The 20,141-nt window shown below is 67.2% G+C and carries 16 protein-coding genes; 11 read left to right on the top strand and 5 right to left on the bottom strand.

Annotated features, from left to right (window positions below; all coding sequences use genetic code 11):
• The first annotated feature begins 205 nt into the window (after window positions 1-205).
• On the top strand, window positions 206-505 hold the full coding sequence (locus AC3WLN_RS20035) for a DUF6894 family protein (RefSeq protein ID WP_492484188.1): 300 nt from the start codon (window positions 206-208) through the stop codon (window positions 503-505).
• A gap of 319 nt (window positions 506-824) precedes the next feature.
• Here AC3WLN_RS20035 and AC3WLN_RS20030 read toward each other — a convergent pair whose 3' ends face one another.
• The 3 genes from AC3WLN_RS20030 to AC3WLN_RS20020 all read right to left on the bottom strand — a co-directional run bounded on the left by AC3WLN_RS20030 (window position 825) and on the right by AC3WLN_RS20020 (window position 3,297).
• Window positions 825-2,258 carry a mannose-1-phosphate guanylyltransferase/mannose-6-phosphate isomerase gene (locus AC3WLN_RS20030; RefSeq protein WP_492484186.1) on the bottom strand — a complete coding sequence of 478 codons (1,434 nt, stop codon included), beginning with the start codon at window positions 2,256-2,258 and terminating at the stop codon, window positions 825-827.
• Window positions 2,259-2,505: 247 nt separating this feature from the next.
• Window positions 2,506-2,793, bottom strand: a complete 288-nt coding sequence (locus AC3WLN_RS20025) for a hypothetical protein (protein ID WP_492484184.1) — start codon at window positions 2,791-2,793, stop codon at window positions 2,506-2,508.
• Between the two features lie 228 nt (window positions 2,794-3,021).
• Complete coding sequence (locus tag AC3WLN_RS20020; protein ID WP_492484182.1) at window positions 3,022-3,297, bottom strand: hypothetical protein; 276 nt, start codon at window positions 3,295-3,297, stop codon at window positions 3,022-3,024.
• Window positions 3,298-4,097: 800 nt separating this feature from the next.
• Here AC3WLN_RS20020 and AC3WLN_RS20015 point away from each other — a divergent pair.
• The 3 genes from AC3WLN_RS20015 to AC3WLN_RS20005 all read left to right on the top strand — a co-directional run bounded on the left by AC3WLN_RS20015 (window position 4,098) and on the right by AC3WLN_RS20005 (window position 7,398).
• A complete protein-coding gene (locus AC3WLN_RS20015) occupies window positions 4,098-4,319 on the top strand; it encodes a hypothetical protein (RefSeq protein WP_492484180.1) in 222 nt (73 codons plus the stop codon).
• A 311-nt stretch (window positions 4,320-4,630) separates the two neighbouring features.
• Entirely contained in the window at window positions 4,631-5,830 is a 1,200-nt protein-coding gene (locus tag AC3WLN_RS20010) for an IS256 family transposase (RefSeq protein ID WP_492484178.1), read from the top strand.
• Between the two features lie 119 nt (window positions 5,831-5,949).
• Window positions 5,950-7,398, top strand: coding sequence for an IS1182 family transposase (locus tag AC3WLN_RS20005; RefSeq protein ID WP_492484176.1), 1,449 nt, complete (start codon window positions 5,950-5,952; stop codon window positions 7,396-7,398).
• Window positions 7,399-7,628: 230 nt separating this feature from the next.
• Here AC3WLN_RS20005 and AC3WLN_RS20000 read toward each other — a convergent pair whose 3' ends face one another.
• On the bottom strand, window positions 7,629-8,525 hold the full coding sequence (locus tag AC3WLN_RS20000) for an AraC family transcriptional regulator (RefSeq protein WP_492484174.1): 897 nt from the start codon (window positions 8,523-8,525) through the stop codon (window positions 7,629-7,631).
• Window positions 8,526-8,864: 339 nt separating this feature from the next.
• On the opposite strand from AC3WLN_RS20000, the gene AC3WLN_RS19995 reads away from it, so the two are divergent.
• Genes AC3WLN_RS19995 through AC3WLN_RS19985 form a run of 3 tightly spaced genes read left to right on the top strand, consistent with a single transcriptional unit; the run spans window position 8,865 to window position 12,677 of the window.
• Window positions 8,865-11,084, top strand: a complete 2,220-nt coding sequence (locus tag AC3WLN_RS19995) for a TonB-dependent receptor (protein ID WP_492484172.1) — start codon at window positions 8,865-8,867, stop codon at window positions 11,082-11,084.
• Window positions 11,085-11,088: 4 nt separating this feature from the next.
• Window positions 11,089-11,451, top strand: coding sequence for a hypothetical protein (locus tag AC3WLN_RS19990; RefSeq protein ID WP_492484170.1), 363 nt, complete (start codon window positions 11,089-11,091; stop codon window positions 11,449-11,451).
• Window positions 11,448-12,677 carry an MFS transporter gene (locus tag AC3WLN_RS19985; protein ID WP_492484168.1) on the top strand — a complete coding sequence of 410 codons (1,230 nt, stop codon included), beginning with the start codon at window positions 11,448-11,450 and terminating at the stop codon, window positions 12,675-12,677. The genes AC3WLN_RS19990 and AC3WLN_RS19985 overlap by 4 nt, the downstream gene beginning before the upstream one ends.
• Here the strand turns inward: AC3WLN_RS19985 and AC3WLN_RS19980 are convergent.
• Window positions 12,566-13,855, bottom strand: coding sequence for an MFS transporter (locus tag AC3WLN_RS19980; RefSeq protein ID WP_492484166.1), 1,290 nt, complete (start codon window positions 13,853-13,855; stop codon window positions 12,566-12,568). The genes AC3WLN_RS19985 and AC3WLN_RS19980 overlap by 112 nt on opposite strands.
• Before the next feature lie 155 nt (window positions 13,856-14,010).
• On the opposite strand from AC3WLN_RS19980, the gene AC3WLN_RS19975 reads away from it, so the two are divergent.
• The 4 genes from AC3WLN_RS19975 to AC3WLN_RS19960 are packed head-to-tail and all read left to right on the top strand — an operon-like array spanning window position 14,011 to window position 20,067.
• The gene (locus AC3WLN_RS19975; protein ID WP_492484164.1) at window positions 14,011-15,822 is read left to right on the top strand and encodes an IucA/IucC family protein; all 1,812 of its coding nucleotides are present in this window, start codon (window positions 14,011-14,013) and stop codon (window positions 15,820-15,822) included.
• Entirely contained in the window at window positions 15,819-16,916 is a 1,098-nt protein-coding gene (locus AC3WLN_RS19970; protein ID WP_492484162.1) for a GNAT family N-acetyltransferase, read from the top strand. Before AC3WLN_RS19975 ends, AC3WLN_RS19970 begins: the two co-directional genes overlap by 4 nt.
• A 29-nt stretch (window positions 16,917-16,945) precedes the next feature.
• Window positions 16,946-18,757, top strand: coding sequence for an IucA/IucC family protein (locus tag AC3WLN_RS19965; RefSeq protein ID WP_492484160.1), 1,812 nt, complete (start codon window positions 16,946-16,948; stop codon window positions 18,755-18,757).
• Window positions 18,754-20,067 (top strand): lysine N(6)-hydroxylase/L-ornithine N(5)-oxygenase family protein, encoded by a 1,314-nt coding sequence (locus tag AC3WLN_RS19960; protein WP_492484158.1) that lies wholly within the window; start codon window positions 18,754-18,756, stop codon window positions 20,065-20,067. Before AC3WLN_RS19965 ends, AC3WLN_RS19960 begins: the two co-directional genes overlap by 4 nt.
• The last annotated feature ends 74 nt before the right edge of the window (window positions 20,068-20,141 follow it).

The following is a 20,141-nucleotide window of genomic DNA, read 5'->3' as shown; positions in this document are numbered from 1 at the left end:
GTGGGCGGGTGAGGCGTGATACCGCAATGCCCGCGGCCTTGTCTCTCGTCGCCCTGGATGGTCCCCGTCCAGAGCCGGGGCAGTCGCGGGACCGCGACACCGTCATCCGCTTGCGCCCGCCTCAGAGGTGACAAATCTATCGGGGAGAAGACCTAAGCATGGACCACCGATTGCACTCGGTCCGTGAACAGCCTAGGTTAACGACATGGAGTGGGATAAATTCCCACGGGTATCATCGGCAATGCCACGCTATTTCATCGACCTCCACGACGGAGCGAATTTCGTCAAGGACAAGGTCGGATTCGAACTGTCCGACGAGGATGCGGTGCGAACCAAGCTGGTTCGAATCATGGCCAAGATCGCGCAGGAATTCAGTGTCGATGCCGAGCGGCAGGACTACCTGGCGATCGTGCGGGGCGAGGGGTCCCAGGTCCTCTATCGCGCTCACCTCTCGCTCGATATCGAGCGGGTCACCGGCGCGGTCGAAGTGATTCCCGAGGACTGAGATCTTCTCGCCATCCAAGGCTTGCATCCAAGGCTTGCATCCAAGGCTTGCATCCAAGGCCTGGCGGATGGTCCCCGAGCAAGCGCGGGACGCCACTTCGCGCTTCGGAACTTGGCGGGAATGCCGTTCCGGGATGGGCCCGGGTGGCAGGCAACGGCGTCCGGTGCGCCGCACCGATCGGTCACCTGAGTGACGCGATGGGGCCGCAGATAGCGAGCTTTCCGGCACAGTGAGGATGGGCTTGCGAACGCCGTCCCCCACCGGACAGGGCCTCTTCCGTCCGCCTTTTGGACGAGGCCAAACAGGATCCACGAGGCCGTCAGCGTCCGTAGATATCCTCGACACGGATGATATCGTCCTCGCCGGTGTAGGAGCCGACCTGTACCTCAATGAGCTCCAGCGGGATCTTGCCCGGGTTGGTCAGGCGGTGCATCGAGCCGATTGGCAGGTAGATTGCCTCGTTCTCGTGCACCAGCACCACCGACTCGTTGAGCGTCACCTCCGCCGTGCCCTTGACCACCACCCAGTGCTCGGCCCGGTGGAAGTGCTTCTGCAGCGACAGCCGCCCGCCCGGCGTCACCATGATCCGCTTGACCTGGAAGCGCTCGCCGATGTCGATGCGCTGGTACCAGCCCCAGGGCCGGTACATCCGCCGATGCGCGTCCGCCTCCGGGTGCGCCTTCTCACGCAGGCGCGTGACCAGGTCCTTGACCTGACCCGAGCGCGCCTTCGAGGTCACCAGTACGGCGTCGGGCGTGGTCACCACGACGACGTCGTTGAGGCCCACCACCGTCGTCAGGTGCTCGCCCTCGCTGTGGATCAGGCTGCCGCGGGTGTCGATGGTCTCGACCCGGCCCCGGACGGCGTTGCCGTCGGCATCGTGCGCCAGCACCTCCCAGACCGCGTCCCAGGTCCCGACATCCGACCAGGGGAACGAGACCGGGCGCACACCGGCATGCCGGGTCCGCTCCATCACGGCATAATCGATCGAGGTCTTGGGCGCCCGGCCGAAGGCGACCGCGTCGAGGCGGACGAAGTCGAGGTCGATGACGGCCGCCTCGAGGGCGGCGCGGGTAGCGGCCAGGATCTCGGGGGCATGGGCCTCGAGTTCGGCCAGCATCACGTCGGCGCGAAACAGGAAGTAGCCCGAGTTCCACAGGGCCCCCTCGTCGATCAGCCGCAGGGCGCCGTCGCGGTCGGGCTTCTCGACGAAGCGCTCGACCGCATGGTTGCCCTCGCCCCCCACCAGGGGAGGGCCGACGCGGATGTAGCCGTAGCCGGTGGCGGGCGCCGTCGGGGTGATCCCGAGGGTCATGATCGCCCCGGCCCGCGCACCGGCGGCGGCCGCCTTGGCGGCGGCCACGAAGGCCGGCGTGTCGCCGATGACGTGATCGGCGGCCATGATCAGCACCACGCTCTCGGGATCGCGACGCGCGGCGTGCAGGGTGGCGACCGCCACCGCTGCGGCCGAGTCGCGCCGCTCTGGCTCAAGGATGATGTCGGCCTGGATGCCGGCGTGCTGCAGCTGCTCGGCGACGATGAAGCGCGCATCGCTGCTGGTGAGCACGGTCGGGCGGGAGAACACGCGGGTATCGGCCAGCCGCTTGGCGGTCGCCTGGAAGGTCGAAGTGTCGGGATCGACGAGCGGCGTGAACTGCTTGGGCATGCTCTCGCGCGAGGCCGGCCACAGCCGGGTGCCCGAGCCACCACACAGAATGATCGGATGAATCAATCCGCCCGCAGCTTCGGCCATTCGATGACTCGCCTCGTGAAATGCTGGATGCATCGGGCCTTCCGGCCCGCCGCAGATCGCAGTGCAACAATCTGGTGATCTACCAGTTCGGCCGCGCTCACGCTACCTCGCGCAAATTGGGCGAGACCACCGGAGATTGAGTACGCTCCATATCCACCCACCCCGTCTATCGAGGTCAAAACCGGAGAATTGCCGGCGGATGCCCACCTGCACTCTCTGTCCGCGCTCCGTCAGCGTCCGCGCTCCGTCAGCGCCGGGTCTTGGGCGGCTTGCGCGTCGCCCGCTGCGGGCGTCCGATCGGGATGCGTGGTGTCTGCGCCGCCAAAGCGGCACGGGCGATCTCCTGAGGCCGAGGCGCGCCGCTGGCGATCCGCATCAGGGCTTCGGCCATTTCCTCGATCATCTGAGCCGATTCGCCTTCGAGGGTCTCCTCCGCCCGGATACCGTTGAGTTCGGGCGCGATCTCCTCGGCGGCCTCGCGCAGTTCATCGATCAGTTCGGCGGGAGACCAACGGGGATAGGACGTTTGCGGCATGGCCCATCATGCCAGGACGCCGGGGGCGCGACAACGCCCCGAACGGTTCAGGCCTCCGCGACGCAGGGCAAGAACCAGTATCGAGGCCGAGTTTCGCGGGATGGCGGAGACCGCCATCCTCCACGCTCGATGCCATTTGGGCGATCCGATACTCCGCGAACAACTCACGGTGCCAGCGATGCGTGAGGAGACTCGGTCGCCCGCCCGATGAGGCCGCATCGGCGCAAGCTAGCGACCGCCGGGGCCACCATTGGCGCTGCCGTTGGGAAAGGCCTGCTCCGGCCGGCTCGCATTGCCGCCAGCGGCTGAATTCGTGGTCACCGTGTCGGCTCCTGTCGCGCCATAGGAAATGACCACGTCACGGCTGTTCCCGGTGGTGTTCGGCTGATTCTGGACGATCACGCCACGGTGGCCATCCGGACCCACGAAGCCCTGCGCCGAAGCGGAGGACATCATCAGGATCGCGAAAACGCCTACGCTCGCTACGGGCATGGAAAATTTCATGGAAATCCCCAAAGTACAGATCCGGGAGATCAACCTTCGGCTACCAATGACTGTTCCTGTGGCGAAGGACCACTGCGGAGCTGGACAAGCGCTCGCGACAGGTCCTGCGTTCGACGCACCAGTGATCGAACGGCTGGGCGATAGGGGAGGGTCTGGTTTCGTGACCGATGTGGCAGCACAGAATTCCCGGACCGAAGCCACGAGGCGGCGGACCGGTATGCACAGACTGGAGCGGTTGCTGTGACGCCCTGAGCGAACGGACGTCCACCGGCAGCGAGCTTCGACGAAAGGCTCGAGGCCGAAACGACGCCGCGGATTTTTTGGGAGAGAAGCGCCGACGTCGCTTGGATTGATACGGCGCCGAAGTGGCGGAGACGGAGGAAGTCTCTGATCACTTACGTTAAAGTACTGCAAGAAAACGATTTTCTGGGCTGTATGTTGGGACGTTCGTACCACCCGAATGGCTCGCGAACAAGCCTTTCAAAGGACTGATCGTCGATCCGTTTGCTGGTCTGTACGGCAGGTCGTTGACCTATGAGTTCCACGGGATCGATTTTCATACCTTCAACGAACGCGTACACGACGAACGACAGCACGGATCGCTGCAGATCCTTCCGGGACCGGTCATCCTCGAGCGCAGCTCACGGAGCCCGTGTGAAAGACCGCGGTCATGGCGGTAGAGGATTGCTTCGTAGAAATGCGACCGCCGTCGCGCTGAAGGGGGCTTCAGGCCGTGTCGCACATTTGATGAAGCGGCGGGCATCCGCCACGAATTCTACGGCTGCAGGCGTCGGGTCGGCATGGTGTCGTTCCACGATCCGACGGAATTGCTTCAGCTGGTCCAGCAGGCGGAGACGGACGGCATGCTCGGTCTTGTCGAGGCCCAGCAATGCCACGGTCGCGCGTCCCTTGGCGGTGATGCCGACCGGAACCTCGTTGTGGAGGGCGATATGGTCCCGCGGATCCTCAGCGCAGTCCAGCTTGAGAAGAAGAGGCTCCTCCGCGGAAAGATCGGCCGTTGACCCCCGCGCCCTGGCGGTCTCGTCGACGACCGGAAAAAGGTTGCCCCTGTTGGGCGAATTGCAGAAGTGGCACGCTAGGAGCAGGTTGTCCCAGTCCTACGCAAGCCAGAAGTAGCCCAGCGCGACAGCCGGGACGTCCCGCGCCTGTCTGGTACGGGCCTTCGGACGCCAGTGTTCGACGTGTAGGAAGGCGTAGGGTCGGTCTGGCTTGCGGTCGTGTCCCAGACAGTGGTGTAGCTGATGGGTGGTCATCGGCGGTTGCCGGGTAGGGTCGGGTTGCGACAGCCAACCCTGAACCCGAAAGCCCCCCGATGACCGACGAGATGATGGCCCTGCGCGGCCTCATGGAGAAGAGCGCCGATGCAGATTTGCTGCGCGAGATGATCGGCTTTGCCGCCGAGCGGCTGATGGAACTGGAGGTGGGCGGCCTGACCGGCGCAGCCTTCAGCGAGAAGAGCGCTGAGCGCCTGGTCCAGCGCAACGGCTACCGCGACCGGGACTGGCAGACGCGCGCCTGCAGGGTCGAACTGCGCATCCCGAAGCTGCGCAAGGGTTCGTACTTCCCCGGCTTCCTGGAGCCTCGCCGCATGGCCGAGAAGGCGCTGACCGCGGTGATCCAGGAGGCCTACATCCAGGGCATCTCGACCCGCTCCGTCGATGACCTCGTCCAGGCGATGGGCGGCACGGGCGTGTCGAAGAGCGAGGTCTCGCGCCTGTGCCAGGAGATCGACGAACGGGTCGGCGCGTTCCTCGACCCACCCATCGAAGGCGAGTGGCCGTATCTCTGGATCGACGCGACCTACGTGAAGGTCAGGAGCGAGGGCCGCATCATCTCGGTCGCCGTCATCGTGGCGGTCGGCGTCAACAGCGTCGGCCGAAGGGAGGTATTGGGCATGGACGTCGGACCCTCCGAGGCCGAGACGTTCTGGACCGCCTTCCTGCGCAAGCTGGCCCGGCGCGGTTTGCAAGGGGTCAAGTTGGTGATCTCGGACGCTCACGAGGGCATCAAGGCCTCGGTGGCCAAGGTGATGAACGCCCCCTGGCAACGCCGCTGGGTGCACTTCATGAGGAACGTGCTCGCCCATGATGGCCGCAGCGGGCGGCGCGTCGTGTCGGCCTTCATCGCCACCGCCTTCGCCCAGGATGATGCCGAGGCGGCCCGTCAGCAATGGCAGCGGGTGGCCGACCAGCTCCGCCCCAAGATGCCCAAGCTCGCCGCCCTGATGGACATGGCCGAGCCCGACGTGCTGGCCTACATGGGCTTCCCGGCCGCCCACCGGGTCAAGCTGCATTCGACCAATCTGTTGGAGTGCCTGAACGGCGAGATCAAGCGCCGGACCGAGGTCATGGGCATACTCCCCAACGAGGCTGCCATCACCCGCCTCGTCGGCGCGATCCTGCTCGAACAGAACGACGAGTGGGCCATGCAGCGATCACGCTACATGACCCTGGAAAGCATCGCCCCGATCGGCGATGATTCCCTCATCAGCCTGCCAACCCTGACAGCCTGATCGTCCCGGCCCGAGCCGGTGATCGTGGTGGCCTCCAGCGAGCTACACCACGCTAAGGGACCAGGCTGTGTGAAAACGTGCTGATCTGGTAGAGTAATTTCCGATCTGAGGAGGTCGGGATGAAGCGCTTCATCGCAGGCGAGGATCGTCATCAGATCACGCTCCTTCCCGACTACCTGGACGACTACATCACTGCCAACAACCCGGTTCGCCTGGTCGAAATGTTCGTCGATGAACTCAATCTGAGCGCGCTGGGCTTCTCGGGCGCAGTGCCGGAGGCCACGGGCCGTCCCGCCTACCATCCGGCAACGCTGCTCAAGATCTACCTCTACGGCTACCTCAACCGCGTGCCGGCGAGCCACCGGCTCGAACGCGAGAGCCAGCGCAACATCGAGCTGATCCGGCTCACCGGCCGGCTGATGCCCGACTTCAAGACGCTGGCCGACTTCCGTAAGGACAACGGCCCGGCCATCCAGGCCGCCTGCGCGCAGTTCGTGGTGCTGTGCCGCCGGCTGAACCTGTTCAGCAAGGCCGTCGTCGCGATCGACGGCAGCAAGTTCAGGGCGGTTAACAACCGCGACAAGAACTTCACCGCCGCCAAGGTCGAAGCCCGGCTGACGCAAGTCGAAGCGAGCATCGGCCGCTACCTCGCGGCGCTGGACCGGGCCGACCGCGAGCCGAGCGACATCGCCGAGGCGCGCACGACGCGGCTCAACGAGAAGATCGCGGGCCTGCGCGAGCAGATGCAGGCTCTGCAGGCGATGGGCCGGCAAGTCGAGGCCGCCCCCGACGGCCAGGCCTCCCTGACCGATCCCGACGCACGCTCCATGGCGACCAGCGGCAAGGGCACCGGCATGGTCGGCGACAACGTCCAGGCCGCGGTCGATGCCGAGCATCACCTGATCTTGGTCCACGCCGTGACCAACGTCGGCAGCGACCGGGCGCAACTCGCACCGATGGGACTCCTGGCGCAAGAGGCGACGGGATGCGCCACGCTCACGGTGCTGGCCGACCGGGGCTACCTCAGCGGGGAGCAGGTGCTGGCCTGCGAAGGCACCCGCATGCTGCCCTGTGTGCCCAAGGCCCTGACCTCGGGCCACGCCAAGCGTGGCCTCTTCACGGGACAGGACTTCGTCTACGACGCCGAACAGGATCACTACACCTGTCCCGCCGGCCAGCACCTGACCAAGGGGGTGGCCCGGTCCGATCGTCGGACCGAAGACGACGCGTTGGATCATTACCGCAACCTGACGGCTTGCCTCGGCTGCGCGCTCAAGCCCCGCTGCACGCCGGCGGAGACGCGGCGGGTCAAGCGCTGGGTGCACGAGGGCGTGCTCGACGCGATGCAGGCACGGCTCGACCGGATGCCGGAGGCGATGAAGATCCATCGCCAGACCGTGGAGCACCCGTTCGGTACGCTGAAGGCCTGGATGGGCGCCACCCACTTCCTGACCCGAACCTTGGCCAAGGTCAGAACCGAGATGAGCCTGCAGGTTCTGGCCTACAACATGAAGCGGATGATCCAGATCTTCGGGGTCGGTCCGCTGCTGGTGGCCATCCGGGCCTGAGGCTCGCCAGTTCGATCCGTGACGCTCCCATGCGTTTGCGACCGGTGTCGGTAGAACCCGCATTCTCATACGGCCTCGGACACGACCGGACAGATACCCGCAGCGCTTGACCTAAAAACGCGGTCCCTTGGCACCGCCTCCCAACGCTACTCGACTGATTGGATACCCGTGGAACATGCTCTAAGCGTCGGGCGGCACGGTCATCTTGCCCGACTGCGCGAAGCGCCGCTTCACCCAGTGGCCTCGTGCAATCGCCGGACCTGCGAGGGCGTGAGGCCGAAGCGCCTGCGGAAGGTCCGGTTGAAGTAGGACAGGTCTCCGAAGCCAACATCGAAGGCGATTGCGCTCACCGGGCGGGTATCGTCGGCATCGGTGAGGCGCTGCATGGCGCGGTTGAGGCGCCGATCGAGGACGAAGCCTGAGAAGGTCTCGCCCACCGCCTGGAACATCGCCTGGACCTGGCGGCTGGAGATGCGCTGAGCCTGTGCCACGGTCTCGAGGCTGAGATTCGGATTGCCGAGACGCTGCTCGACCTCGGCCTTCAGCGCCTGGATCCGCATCGTGCGCCGGCTCGGACCCGTTGCATCAGCCTCGCAGCCGGGTTCGAGCACGATGAAGGCGAGCAACTGGGACAGGTGCTCGCGCACGAGGTCGGCGAGCCCCGGGGTCGCCACCGGAATCAGCCCGCGCAGCAGGCTCGCGCCGTACACGGTCAGGGTCTGCAGGCCCGGATGATCCCGGCTGATCCGCTGGAGCGTGCCGGCGTCGAGCCCGGCCAGCGGGCCCGTGAGCCCGGAACGCGCGATCGCGAGGACGTCGATCCGCTCGACGCCTATCGCGTCGAACACGGCGCCCCGGCTTGTCGCTACGAGCAGCGCGTCCCGTGAGCAGCAGGCGAGCGTGCGCCCGTCCTGTGTCACCTGCAGGCGCCCCACCGCCGGACGCACCAGCAGGATGCGCTCGACCGGCCCATCGTCGCACCAGCGCTGGGACGGCCCCAGCACCGAGGCGATGCCGAGATCGGGATCGAGGCGGATCACGGTCCGCCCCTGGAACGGAACGGCCGCCGCCCCGTCGATACGATGCGCGGCCGCGCTGGCGACCGCGTCGCCGGCAGGGGCCCTCACCGGGCCGGTCCAGTGCGGGCTGCCGGGAGCGCGCACCTATCCGGGGTCCGTTCGATCGTCATCGCTCCATCCGCCCGAAAGCTCTGCGCGGCAGTCCGCACCGGAACTCGCCTGAGTCCAAGCGAGGGTGTGGTGAGCATGCTAGAGCCACCGGGCAATGTCGAGATTTTACGCGACCTTGACTTTGGAATCATGAAATTTCGACATGCAGCACTTAGATTAGATGCATTTTAAACTGCATATCTGGCGATCCTCTTGTGTCCTTTGCACAGTGGTATCGGCCGGGCAGGTCCGGTGCGTGCCGTTCTCCAAGGACGGAAGAAGAGGGTTCGAACGATCATGCGGTACCTCCGTTTCGCCGTGGCTCTCGGGGCAGGGACGGCACTGGCCAGCCCGTCGGAAGCGCAGACCGCCGCTTCGGAGGTCGCCCTCGACGAGCTCTCGGTGACGGCCACCCGCGCGCCGCGGCGCATCGAGGAGGTCCCGCAGAGCGTTCAGGTCGTCGACCGCGAGCAGATCCGCCAGCAGCTCGCTCTAACGTCGAGCCCCTCCGCCGTCCTGTCGAAGCTGATCCCGGGATTTTCCACCTCCAACGGCACGATCTCGAGCGCTTCCGAGACCTTCCGAGGCCGCAACCTCTTGGTCCTGGTCGACGGCGTGCCGGTGAACACGCCGCTGCGCGACGTCTCGCGCATCCTCAACCTCGTCGATCTCAACGCCGTGGACCGGATCGAAGTGGTGGCGGGTGCCTCCAGCCTTTACAGCGCCGGCGCCACCGGCGGCACGGTCAACTTCATCACCCGCCGGCCCACCGACGGTGCTCCCATCGTCACCGTGAACACCGCGCTGCGGACCTTCACGGCCGATCCCGTTCATGGCGTCGCCCCCGAGACCTCGATCAGCGTGACCGGCAAGGTCCCGCAGGGGATCGACTACGCCTTCACCGGCTCAGGGCGCTTCGCCGCGCGCACCTATGACGGCAAGGGGCGTGAAATGGCCTCGGACGGGCTGCTCGGCCAGGGCGGCAGCGATCGCTTCCAGCTCGGCAACGTCAATCTCCGGCTCGGCTACGACCTCGATCTCGCCAAGCGCGTCGAGTTCGGCTTCACCCAGATACTGCTCAATCAGGACCCGCGCTACCTCACGAATTATAGCGCGCCGTTCGCCCGGCCGAACTACGCGCGAGCCTATCCGGGCCTGCCGGTGACGGAGGACACGCGCTCGTTCTTCCTGCGCTATACCGACCGGGACACGCCCCTGGGCAGTCTCTCGCTGTTGGGATTCTACAACGATATCAACAAGCGCTTCAATTATTCGGAGTTCTCCTACCCGGCGAACCCATTCGTCACGTACTCGTTCAACCCCAGCGCGCCGACGAGCCTCTCCAATCAGACGGCTCTCGCCACCGAGCGGGGCGGCATCAACCTCACCTTCGACACGGATCTCGGCACGCTGCTGCCCGGGCTCAAGCTGACCTGGGGCTCCGACGTGATCTCCGAATCGACGCGTCAGCGGGCGCGCGACGGAACGGACGTCTTCACGCCCCTGCAGCAGAACAGCTATGCGGGCTTTGCGCTGCTGCAACTGCCCGTCGGCGACCGCCTGACCCTGCGCGGCGGCATGCGCTACGAACATTTCGATCTCGACGTATCGGGATTCACTCGGCCGACGACCTTCGCGGCGACGGCGGCGCGCAACGTCCTCGGCTTCTCGACATTCGTGTTGCCGGCCCTCAACGTCACGGGCGGCAACTTCTCCTACTCGGCGCCGACCTTCAACGCGGGCGGCACCTTCCTGCTCGTTCCGGGCATCGACCTCTATGCGGGCTTCAGCCAGGGCTATGCGCTGGCCGATATTGGCGCCTTCACGCGCCGTGCCGGTCTGTCGCTCGCCTATGCCTGCCCGTTGACGCGGCCGACATGCCTGCCGGCCAACACCACCATCGCCTATTCGAGCATCGCGCCTCAGGCGCAGATCGTGAACTCCTACGATTTCGGCATCCGCGGCCGCAGCGGCATCTTCTCCGGGAGCCTGGGCGGCTTCATTTCGACCTCCGACGAGGGCACTACCTTCGACCCGCTGACCAACCGGCTGAGCCAGCAGAAGGAGGAAATCTACGGCGCCGAGTTCGTCGGCAACGCGCAGGTGACCGAGCGGCTGAACCTCGGCACCGTGCTGGGCTACCGCGAGGGCCGCTACGACACCAACCAGGATGGCCGCCTCGACAGCTACCTGCCGAACAACCGGATCGGCGCTCCGTTCCGGGCCACGGTCTCAGGCACATACCTGTTCGAGAACGGCGTGAGCTTCAGGCTAGAGGGCGAGGGCTTCAGCGGCCGCGACGCCCGCATCGATCTCACCGGCACCCGCTACCGGCTCAAGGACGCCTTCACGGTGAATGCCGCCATCGGCGCGCCCCTGGCGGGCGGCGAACTCTACGCCTCCGTCGACAACCTCCTCGACGCCACCTACTGGAACCCGACCGCGACCTCGGTACGCAACCTGACCGTCTACGGGCTCGGCCGGACCGTCACGGTCGGCTACCGCAAGACCTTCTGATCCGATGGTCACCCTGGAGGAGACGGACGACCTCGTCGTCCTGCGCTATCTCGGACCGGCGGAGCCCGGCGACGAGAAGGCCTATCTCGCAGCGCTCGACCGGGTCGGGGCGCATGCCTCGCCCTTCGCGCTGATCCTGGTGCTCGGCGGCATCGGCAAGCTCTCCGCCGCCTCCGAGCGCGCGCAGGCGCTGTGGTTCAAGCGGACGAAGGCCGATCTCGACCGGCTCTGCCGCGGACTCGTCATCGTCCGGCCGAGCTTCACCGAGGCGGGCGCCGACGTATTCCGCCGGCTCTGGCGCTTTCCGATCGCGATCGCGCCGGACGAGACCGCCGCCCGGTTGGCGGCGCGGGACTACCTCGCGTGAGGGCCGCCCCGACCGCGCGTCGCGCGCGCCTCTCGCTCTTCGGCGTGCTCGCGGCCCTCTACATGGCGCAGGCGATCCCGTCCTACCTCATCGCCGCCGCGCTGCCGCCGATCCTGCGAGAGGCCGGTGTCTCGCGCGCGGCCATCGGCTACCTCAGCCTTCTGTTCCTGCCGCTGGTCCTGAAGTTCCTCTGGGCGCCGATGGTCGACCGCGTGCGCCCCTTCGCGCGCGCGCACCGGGCGGGATGGATCGTGGCGACCCAGATCGGCGTCATCGGCTGCATCTTGGCGATGATCCCGCTCGGCCCTACCGAGGTGCCGGGCCTCGTCGCCGTGGGCTTCGTCGCCTCTCTGCTGATCGCGACCCAGGACATCGCTACCGACGGCTACGCCGTCACCCGCCTCCGGGCCGAGGACCGCGCCGTGGGCAACGCCATCCAGGGCGGCTCCGTCGCCCTCGGGGTCGTGGTCGGCGGCACCCTGAGCCTGGTGCTGTACCACCATGTCGGCTGGACCGGCATGCTACTCTCGGCGGCTGCGTTCTCGCTGGTGCCCCTCGCCGCCGCCTTCGCCATGCGGGAGGGGGCCCCTGCGGCGACTACCGCCCCGCGCCCGTCGATCCGCGCCTTTCTCGCCCGTCCGGAGGTGCGCACGATCCTGTGGGTCGCCCTCACCTACCGGGTCAGCGAAGGCCTCGTGAAGGCGATGGAGGGGCCCTACCTCGTCGATGCGGGCGTGCCGCTGACTCAGATCGGCTACCTCTCCGGCGCCTCGGCCATGACGGCGGGACTCGCGGGCTCGGGGATCGCCGCGCTGCTGGTCCGCCGTTACGGCACGGCCGCGACCCTCGGTCTCCTCGGCGGCCTGCGCACCCTCTGCTTCGCGCTGTTCACCGCCCATGCCCTCGGCGCGGTGGTGGGCCTGTGGCCGCTCTTCGGCGCGGCGGGGTTCCAGACGTTGATCCGATACATGGAGATCGTAGCCCTCTACAGCCTGTTCATGGCGGTCTCTTCCACCGACCAGCCCGGCACCGACTTCACGATCCTCGCCTGTGCCCAGCTGGTGGTCTACCTCGTCGGTTCGCTGATCTCGGGCAAGCTCGCGGACCTCCTCGGCTACGGCGCCCTGTTCGGCCTCGCCACGCTGCTCTCGGGCCTCGCGACGGTGGCCACCGTGCGGTTGCTCGGCAAGGACGGCGTGGCCGGTCGCCCTGGGGCGCAATCATGACTGCCGCGCTGTCCGGGCAGGCGCATGGCGCCGAGGACCAGGAGGAGACCCAGCGCCGCGCCGGTCCAGAACGGCAGTGCCGGCGCGATCCGGAACGCCGCTCCGCCGCAGAGCGCCCCGACGCCCTGCCCGAGGACGTGCACGCTCGCGAGCCATCCCGCCGCGACGGCCTGGGTCGGCTCCGGTACCCGGCTGACGAGGGTGGCGGTATAGGTCGGCGTCGCCAGGGCGATCCCCGCGCCCGCCGCGGCCGTGCCCAGCATCGCGATTTCGAGCGCGGGCGCGCCGGCGATCAGGGCGGCGCCGCCGGAAAAGCCCAGGAGCCCGAGGCACAGGTTGCGCCGCAGGTCGCGCTCCAGGCGCGGCACCACGAGGAGCTGCGTCAGGATCATCGTCACCGCGACGAGGGCGAAGGTCGTCCCGGCGAGGCCCGCGGCGGCCTCCGGCGCGAAGCCGAAACGCTGCTGCAGGAACAGGCCGAGCACGATCTGGATCTGCCCGAGGCCGAAGGTCAGGGCGAAGGCGATGGCGAGGAGCGGCAGGGCCCCGCGCAGGACGCCGCCGGGCCTCGCCGGCTGCGAGGACGATGTCCGCCCCGGGGCGAGGTCCGGCGCAGCGAGCAGCAGGAGCGGGCTGGCAGCGAGGATCGCCAGGGGGGCGAGCGCTCCGAACATCCCGGCGGCCATCGCCAGCGAGCCGAGGATGCGGCCCATCGAGAGTCCCGCCCCGAGACGGCCGAGGGCGGTCGGCTGCGCATCCTCCGGCACGGCCTGCACCAGGGCGGCCTGCGCGTGCGGCATCACCCCGGCCGCGCCCGCCCCATAGGCGACTCGTGCCGCGGCGAGGAGGACGAGGGCTCCCGTTCCGGACAGGCCGGGAAGGATCAGCGCCAGGCCGAACAGCAAGTGCCCGAGCACCATCAGGGCGGCGAGGCTCCCGAACAGCCGACGGAGGCGCCAGTCGCCTCCGAACGTCCCCCAGGCCGGTGCGCAGACCACGAAGACGACCGATCCGAGCAGGGCGACGCCGCCGATCGCGGCCGGATCCAGGCCGGTCCGCGCCGCGGTCACCGGCACCAGGGTTAGGATCGCGGACTGGCCGAAACCCACCGCCGCCGCAGCGAGCGCCAATCGCGTCGCCGGGCCGTGCGACGCAGCGCTCGCATCCGCTGAAATCATGAAGGCCCCCGTCGTCGATGCGCCATCTACCTATAAAATTTGAGTGAATTCAAGATCTGACTTATAGAAATAGAACAATTATATAGTTTATGGCGCGTCTTGCGATCTATTAAATCTTGGTTTATTGCGGAAGATAACTGAATGAAGGGGGGAGCATGGTCGCAATCGATATCACGTTCTTCGATCTTGCTTGTCAGGTCTCGACCCGCAGCTTCCTCAACAGTTTGATGCGGGAATGGACCGGCTGGTCCCTGCTCGCCGCGACCGGACCCGAGGCTGCCGGGGCGGTCTGCATGGTGCGTATCCCGCTCCCGAGTCGGGCATCCGCGGTCGAGATCGCGGTCGTCCATCTCTCCTGCGTCGGCCAGCACGTCTTCCGACTGCCGTTCCGCGAGCATCGCGTCGGCACCCCGCCCAGCGTCATGGCCTTCCCCGACGTTGCCGCGGCGATTGCCGCCGAGCCGTCCATCGTCGGGTCGCCGGCGCTGGAGTTCGCGCCCACCTTCCTGCGCCGCCTGTTCCAGAGCCTGGCTCAGGTCGAGGATGTCCTCGCCCGGGGCCCCGTGCGCTGCCCTTTCCCGGATCGCGATCCGACCTTCCTCGAAGCCGAGCAGGCCCTGCGCTTCGGCCACTCGGTCCATCCGACGCCGCGCAGCCGGGACGAGTTCACACCGGACGATTCCCGCGCCTTCGCACCCGAATACGCGCGCGGCTTTCCTCTCCGCTGGTGGTCGGCCGAACCGGAGGCGGTGTTCGGGGGCTCGTCGCGCGAAGCTGCAGCCGCGACCCTCAGCGCGGGCCTCGCCGCGGAGGATCCGAGCCTCGACCGGCAGATCCTTGCCGCTGCCGAGGGCCGGGTCCTCCTGCCGATGCATCCCTGGCAAGCATCGCGGCTCGCCCTCGATCCCGAGATCGACGCCCTGTTCCGCTCCGGGCACCTGCATGACCACGGCGCTGCTGGCGCCGACTGGTACGCGACCACCTCCCTGCGGAGCCTCTATGCGCCGCATGCCAGCTTCATGCTCAAGCACTCACTGAGCCTGAGACTCACCAATTCGCTCCGTCTCATCAAGAGCGTCGAATGCGAGCGCGGCCTCGTGGTCGATGGGCTCCTCCAGGGGACGCTGGGGGCGGAGATCGCCGCGCGCTGGCCCCGGTTCCGCATCCTCGGTGAACCGGCCTACCTCGCCCTCCGCCGAGCCGACGGAGCGGTGCTGCCGCAGACCATCGTCGCGCTGCGTGACAATCCCTATCGGGGCACCGCGCAGCGCCCGGCGGCGGTGCTGGCTGCCCTCTGCGAGGTCTATCCCGACGGACGGGGCAGCGCGCTCGCCGAGACGATCCTCCGGATCGCCGGGGTGGCGGGGCGGCGGGCCGAACCGGTGGCCGTGTGCTGGTTCGAGCGTTTCCTCGACATGGTGGTCGAGCCGATCCTCGAGATGCAGTGCGACCTCGGGCTTCTGTTCGGAGCACACCAGCAGAACCTCGTCCTCGGCCTCGCGGACGGCTGGCCGACGGACGCCGCCTTCCGCGACTGTCAGGGCACGGGCTACGTGCGCGAATTCCTGCCCGCCCTCCGCGCGGCCGGTCCGGGGCTCGACCTCGAGGCCGGCCACCTCTTCAGCGCAACCGAGGCCGCGCGGATCATGGCCTATTACCTCGTGGTCAATAGCGTCTTCGCGGTGATCGCCGCGATCTCCGTCGCGGGACTCGCCGACGAGGCTACGCTCACGGACTGCCTCCGGCACCGCGTCGAAGCGCTCGCGCGGAAGGACCTCCGGGACAAGACCTGCCTGCGCGCCCTCCTCGACGGCCCGACCCTCTGGAGCAAGGGCAACTTCATGATCTGCTTTCGCAACATCAACGAGAACACCGAGGTGACCGACCCCCTGGCGAACTATGTCGGTCTGACGAACCCCCTGGCGCCCGCCGTCCCGGCCGCGCACTCGGCTGGAGGCCGCTCATGACCCTGCGGGCCCGCATCAACGGCTTTGCCGGGACTCCCCTCGACGGCTGGAGCGGAACGAGCCGGCATTGGCCCGTCGCCGGGGAGCCACTCGCGATCGAGAGCCTGCCGCGCGATGCGCAGACGGCTCGGCTCCGGGCGGTACGGGGTGCCGAGGCGGTGGTGGAGGCGGACCTGCGCACGCCTGCCGGCGCCGATGCGGCGATCCTGACGCTGGTCCGTTCGGAGGGACGGCATCCCACCGACGCGGCGCTCGTCGCCTGCCTGATCGAGGCGGCGTTCCAGCGCTGCCCGTCGGCGCGGCAGCTGCGCGTCGCCGGCCTCGGGGGCGCCCCGGCCCTGGTCGGCCTCGCGCCCGAGGTCTGGTCGGAACCGGGGACCGCGGCGCCCGACGCCGTGATCGCGCGCGCGGACTTTCACCAGCTGCCCCTGCTCTGGCTGGCGCCCGGGACGCTGGCGGCCTATCCACTGATCCGATCACAGGTCGGGCCGGAGGATCGCCTGCCGCCCTTGCGGCCGCCGCAGCCAAACGGGGTGCTGTACCGGCGCTGGCTTCCGCACCTCGGCACGACCCTGTCCTTCAGGGCCATCGACCGGCGACGCGACCTCACCCTGTTCCACGGCTGGATGAACCAGCCTCGCGTCGCCTATTACTGGGAACTGGCGCAGAGTGAAGCGGATCTCGACCGCTACCTCGCCGACCAGGAGGCTGATCCGCACCTGTTCGGGGTGATCGGCTGCTTCGACGACGTACCGGTGGGCTATTTCGAGTTCTACTGGGCCAAGGAGGACCGCCTCGGTCCCTATTACGACGCGGAGGATTTCGACCGCGGCTGGCATGGCCTCATCGGCAACACCGACCATCTCGGCCGTCCCAAAACCCTGGCCTGGTTCAAGGCCGTTACGCACTACCTGTTCCTCGACGAGCCGCGCACGCGGAGGATCATGGGGGAGCCCCGGGCCTCGCATCGCAAGATGTTGAGCTACTGCGCGGATGCGGCCTACGAGAAGGTGAAGGAGTTCGACTTCCCTCATAAGCGGGCGGCCCTGGTCTGCTGCGAGCGCGAGCGCTTTTTCCGCGAGGTCCCCCTGTGAGCGCGGGGCCGCTGCCGGGCGGAACGCCGGTGACCGCGCCCCTCTGGCTCGCGCTGAACCGAGCGCTCATCGCCAAGACGATTGCCGAACTTGCCTTCGAGGAAGCGCTCGTGCCGGAGCCGACGGACCGCGACGGCACGCAGTGGCTGCTGCGCCTCGACGACGGCATCGCCTACAGGTTCGCCGCCGAGCTCAGGATCTGGGGCAACCTCGCGATCGATCCTGCCAGCCTGTTCCGCGTCGTCGGCGATCTCGCGAGCCCGGCCGGCGACGCCGCGGGATTCCTGGTCGATGCCAGCCGGGTTCTGGGAATCGAGCCTTCAACCTTGTGCACTTACATCGCGGAGGTGCTGAGCACGCTGGCAGCCGATGCCCGCATCACTGCGATCGGTAGGACGACGTCGGCGCCGGCCCTCCTGACTCTGAGCGACCGCATCCTGCAGGCCTATCTCGACGGCCATCCGAAGGCGCCGGCGAGCAAGGGCCGAATTGGCTGGGGGCTGTCCGACTTCGAAGCCTACGCGCCAGAATTCCAGCCCCACATCCAGCTCTACTGGATCGCGGCCGACCGTACCGTCTGCCGCCTGAGCTTGGAGCCCGGGCTCGACGAGAGTGACCTCCTCGCCGACGCCTTCGATGAGCGCGAGTGGACGCGCCTGGAAGAAGCCTGCCGCGCGCGCTGCGTGAACCGACAGCGCTTCCTGCTGCTGCCAGTCCATCCTTGGCAGTGGCAGAATCGGATCGCACTACAGTTCGCAGGGGAGATCGCTTCCGGGAGCCTTGTCCCACTTGGAACCTTCGGTCGGCCCTACCTGGCTCAGCAATCGCTGCGCACGCTTGCCCGCACCGAACCCGGCGGGCGACTCGATGTGAAGCTCGCGCTCACGATCCTCAACACCTCCGCCTGGCGTGGCGTGCCGGGCAAGTACATGGCAATCGGGCCATCCCTCTCAGCGTGGCTCGCTCAGAAGGCCGCCGCGGATCACACGCTTGCCAGCACCGTGATCCTGCGTGAGCGGGCCGGCGCCTTTTATCCGCATCCGGTCTACGAACGCATCGCTGACGCCCCGTACCAGTACCGCGAAATGCTGGGCTTGATCTGGCGCGACAGCGTCGAGGGACACCTTAAGCCCGACACCTCCGCTATGATGATGGGCGCGCTCATCAAAACCGATGCCGAGGGCCGCCTCGTGATCGGCGCCCTGATCGACCGCTCGGGCCTGCCTGCCGAGGCGTGGCTGGAGCGTCTTTTTGATCACGTTGCCGTGCCGCTCTACCACTTCCTCTGCTGCTACGGCGTCGGCTTCATCGCCCACGGTCAGAACGTGACCCTGATCCTGCGGGAGGGTACGCCCTGCGGCATGGCACTGAAGGATTTTCAGGGCGATGCGGACCTCGTCGACCATAATTTTCCGGAGGCGGACGACCTGCCCAAAGGGGTGCGGGAGACGCTCTTGCGCCGCCCGCCGGCCCACCTGCTCCAGCACCTACAGACCGGCCATTTTGCAAGCCTGCTACGCTTCGTCTCGGACGCACTCGTGCGAGAGCGAGGCTTACCCGAGATTGTCTTCTACGGCGCGCTAGCGCGGACCCTGCGCCGCTACCAAGCGACTCGTCCGGAGCTTGCCGCGCGCTTCCGCTTGTTCGAGCTGTTCGCGCCGACAGTGCCACGGATCTGCATCAATCGGGTGCGCCTTGCCCTCGGATATGGCGACGCGCCCGACCGACCGGTGCCACGGCTTGGCAGCGACCTGACCAATCCTCTGCATTACGCGGAGCGCCCTGCTTTGGCTCAGCCAAACAACACGACAGCCTCTCAGGAAGGATGCAGCGCCCAATGACGGACCACCTTCTTGATATCGCCGGTATTGGCATTGGCCCGTTCAATTTGAGCCTCGCGGCGCAGCTCGACGCTGTCGACGACCTTGAAGCGCTGTTTTTCGATCGCGCCCCAGTCTTCGACTGGCACCCTGGCATGATGCTGCCTGGAGTTTCGCTTCAAACCTCGTTCCTCAAGGATCTCGTCACCGCTGTAAACCCGACGAGCCCTTGGAGCTTCATGGCTTATCTCGTCGCGCAGAAGCGGTTCTACGAGTTCCTAAATGCCGAGTTCGAGGCGGTGCCACGTCGGGAATTCGCACAGTATCTCGCCTGGGTCGCAGCCCGGCTGCCTAGTCTTTGCTTCGGCAGCTCGATCTGCGAGGTCCGCTTTAAAGGGGGCGCCTTCCACCTTGATGGTGACCATGGCAGTGCCCGCGCCCGCAACCTTGCCCTCGGCGTCGGGCTTCAGCCGAACTTGCCCGACTTCGCCCAGAAGCTCGATCCGAAGGATTACGTCCACAGCTCGCAGGCTGCCTCGATCCTCGACCGTATCGCAGGCCGGAGGGTGGCGGTGGTCGGTGGCGGCCAAAGCGGCGCAGAGATCGCGCTGCACCTCTTGAACCGAGGGGCGGACGCGCCCGCCGCCCTCGCCTGGATTAGCCGGCGCCCAAACTTCCAGCCAATCGACGCGACGCCGTTTACGAATGAGCTGTTCACACCCGGATACGTCGAGAGCTTCCACGCCCTGCCAGACGCTCGCCGCCGCGCCACGGTGGCACGTCAGAAGCTCGCAGGAGACGGAATTTCCGCCATGACGCTCCAGGCGATCTATCGGCGCCTCTACGCCCTGCGGCATCTGGACGGCGAGTCGCTGGCCGCTAGCCTGATGCCGCACCGCACTGTGGTCGATATCGACCGAGCAGGCAGTGGCTACCGCCTCGTCATGCGCAACGGCTTCGATGACCGCATTGAAGTAGCCCATGCCGATCTCATAGTCCTAGCGACTGGCTATCACTACACGCTGCCGCCCTGCCTCGAGCCGCTGCGCGGACGCCTCACCCTCGACGCGGACGGCCGACCCGAGATTGGAGCTGATTTCTCCGCCGCCTGGGACGGTCCAGCCGGACACCGCCTTTTCGTACTCAACGGCGGTCTTGTAAGCCACGGCATCGCCGAACCCCAGCTTAGCCTCATGGCGTGGCGCAGCGGCATCATCATCAACGCCTTAGCGGGCCGCAAGGTCTTCGAAACAGATCCGCCATCCTCCCCTTTGACCTGGTCACCGCCTTATACCGAGCACGTCCCTCGACAGGGTGAAGGTCGAATGTGATCCTCCCCCGCTTTCACGGACACCTCTGATACGCTTCTTGCGGGCGGGGAAGGTGTTTGATGGCCAAGACGAGA

The organism is Methylobacterium sp. FW306-05-D (assembly GCF_058782155.1).
Note: the sequence above shows the minus strand (reverse complement) of the source record. Positions and strands in the feature narration are given on the sequence as shown.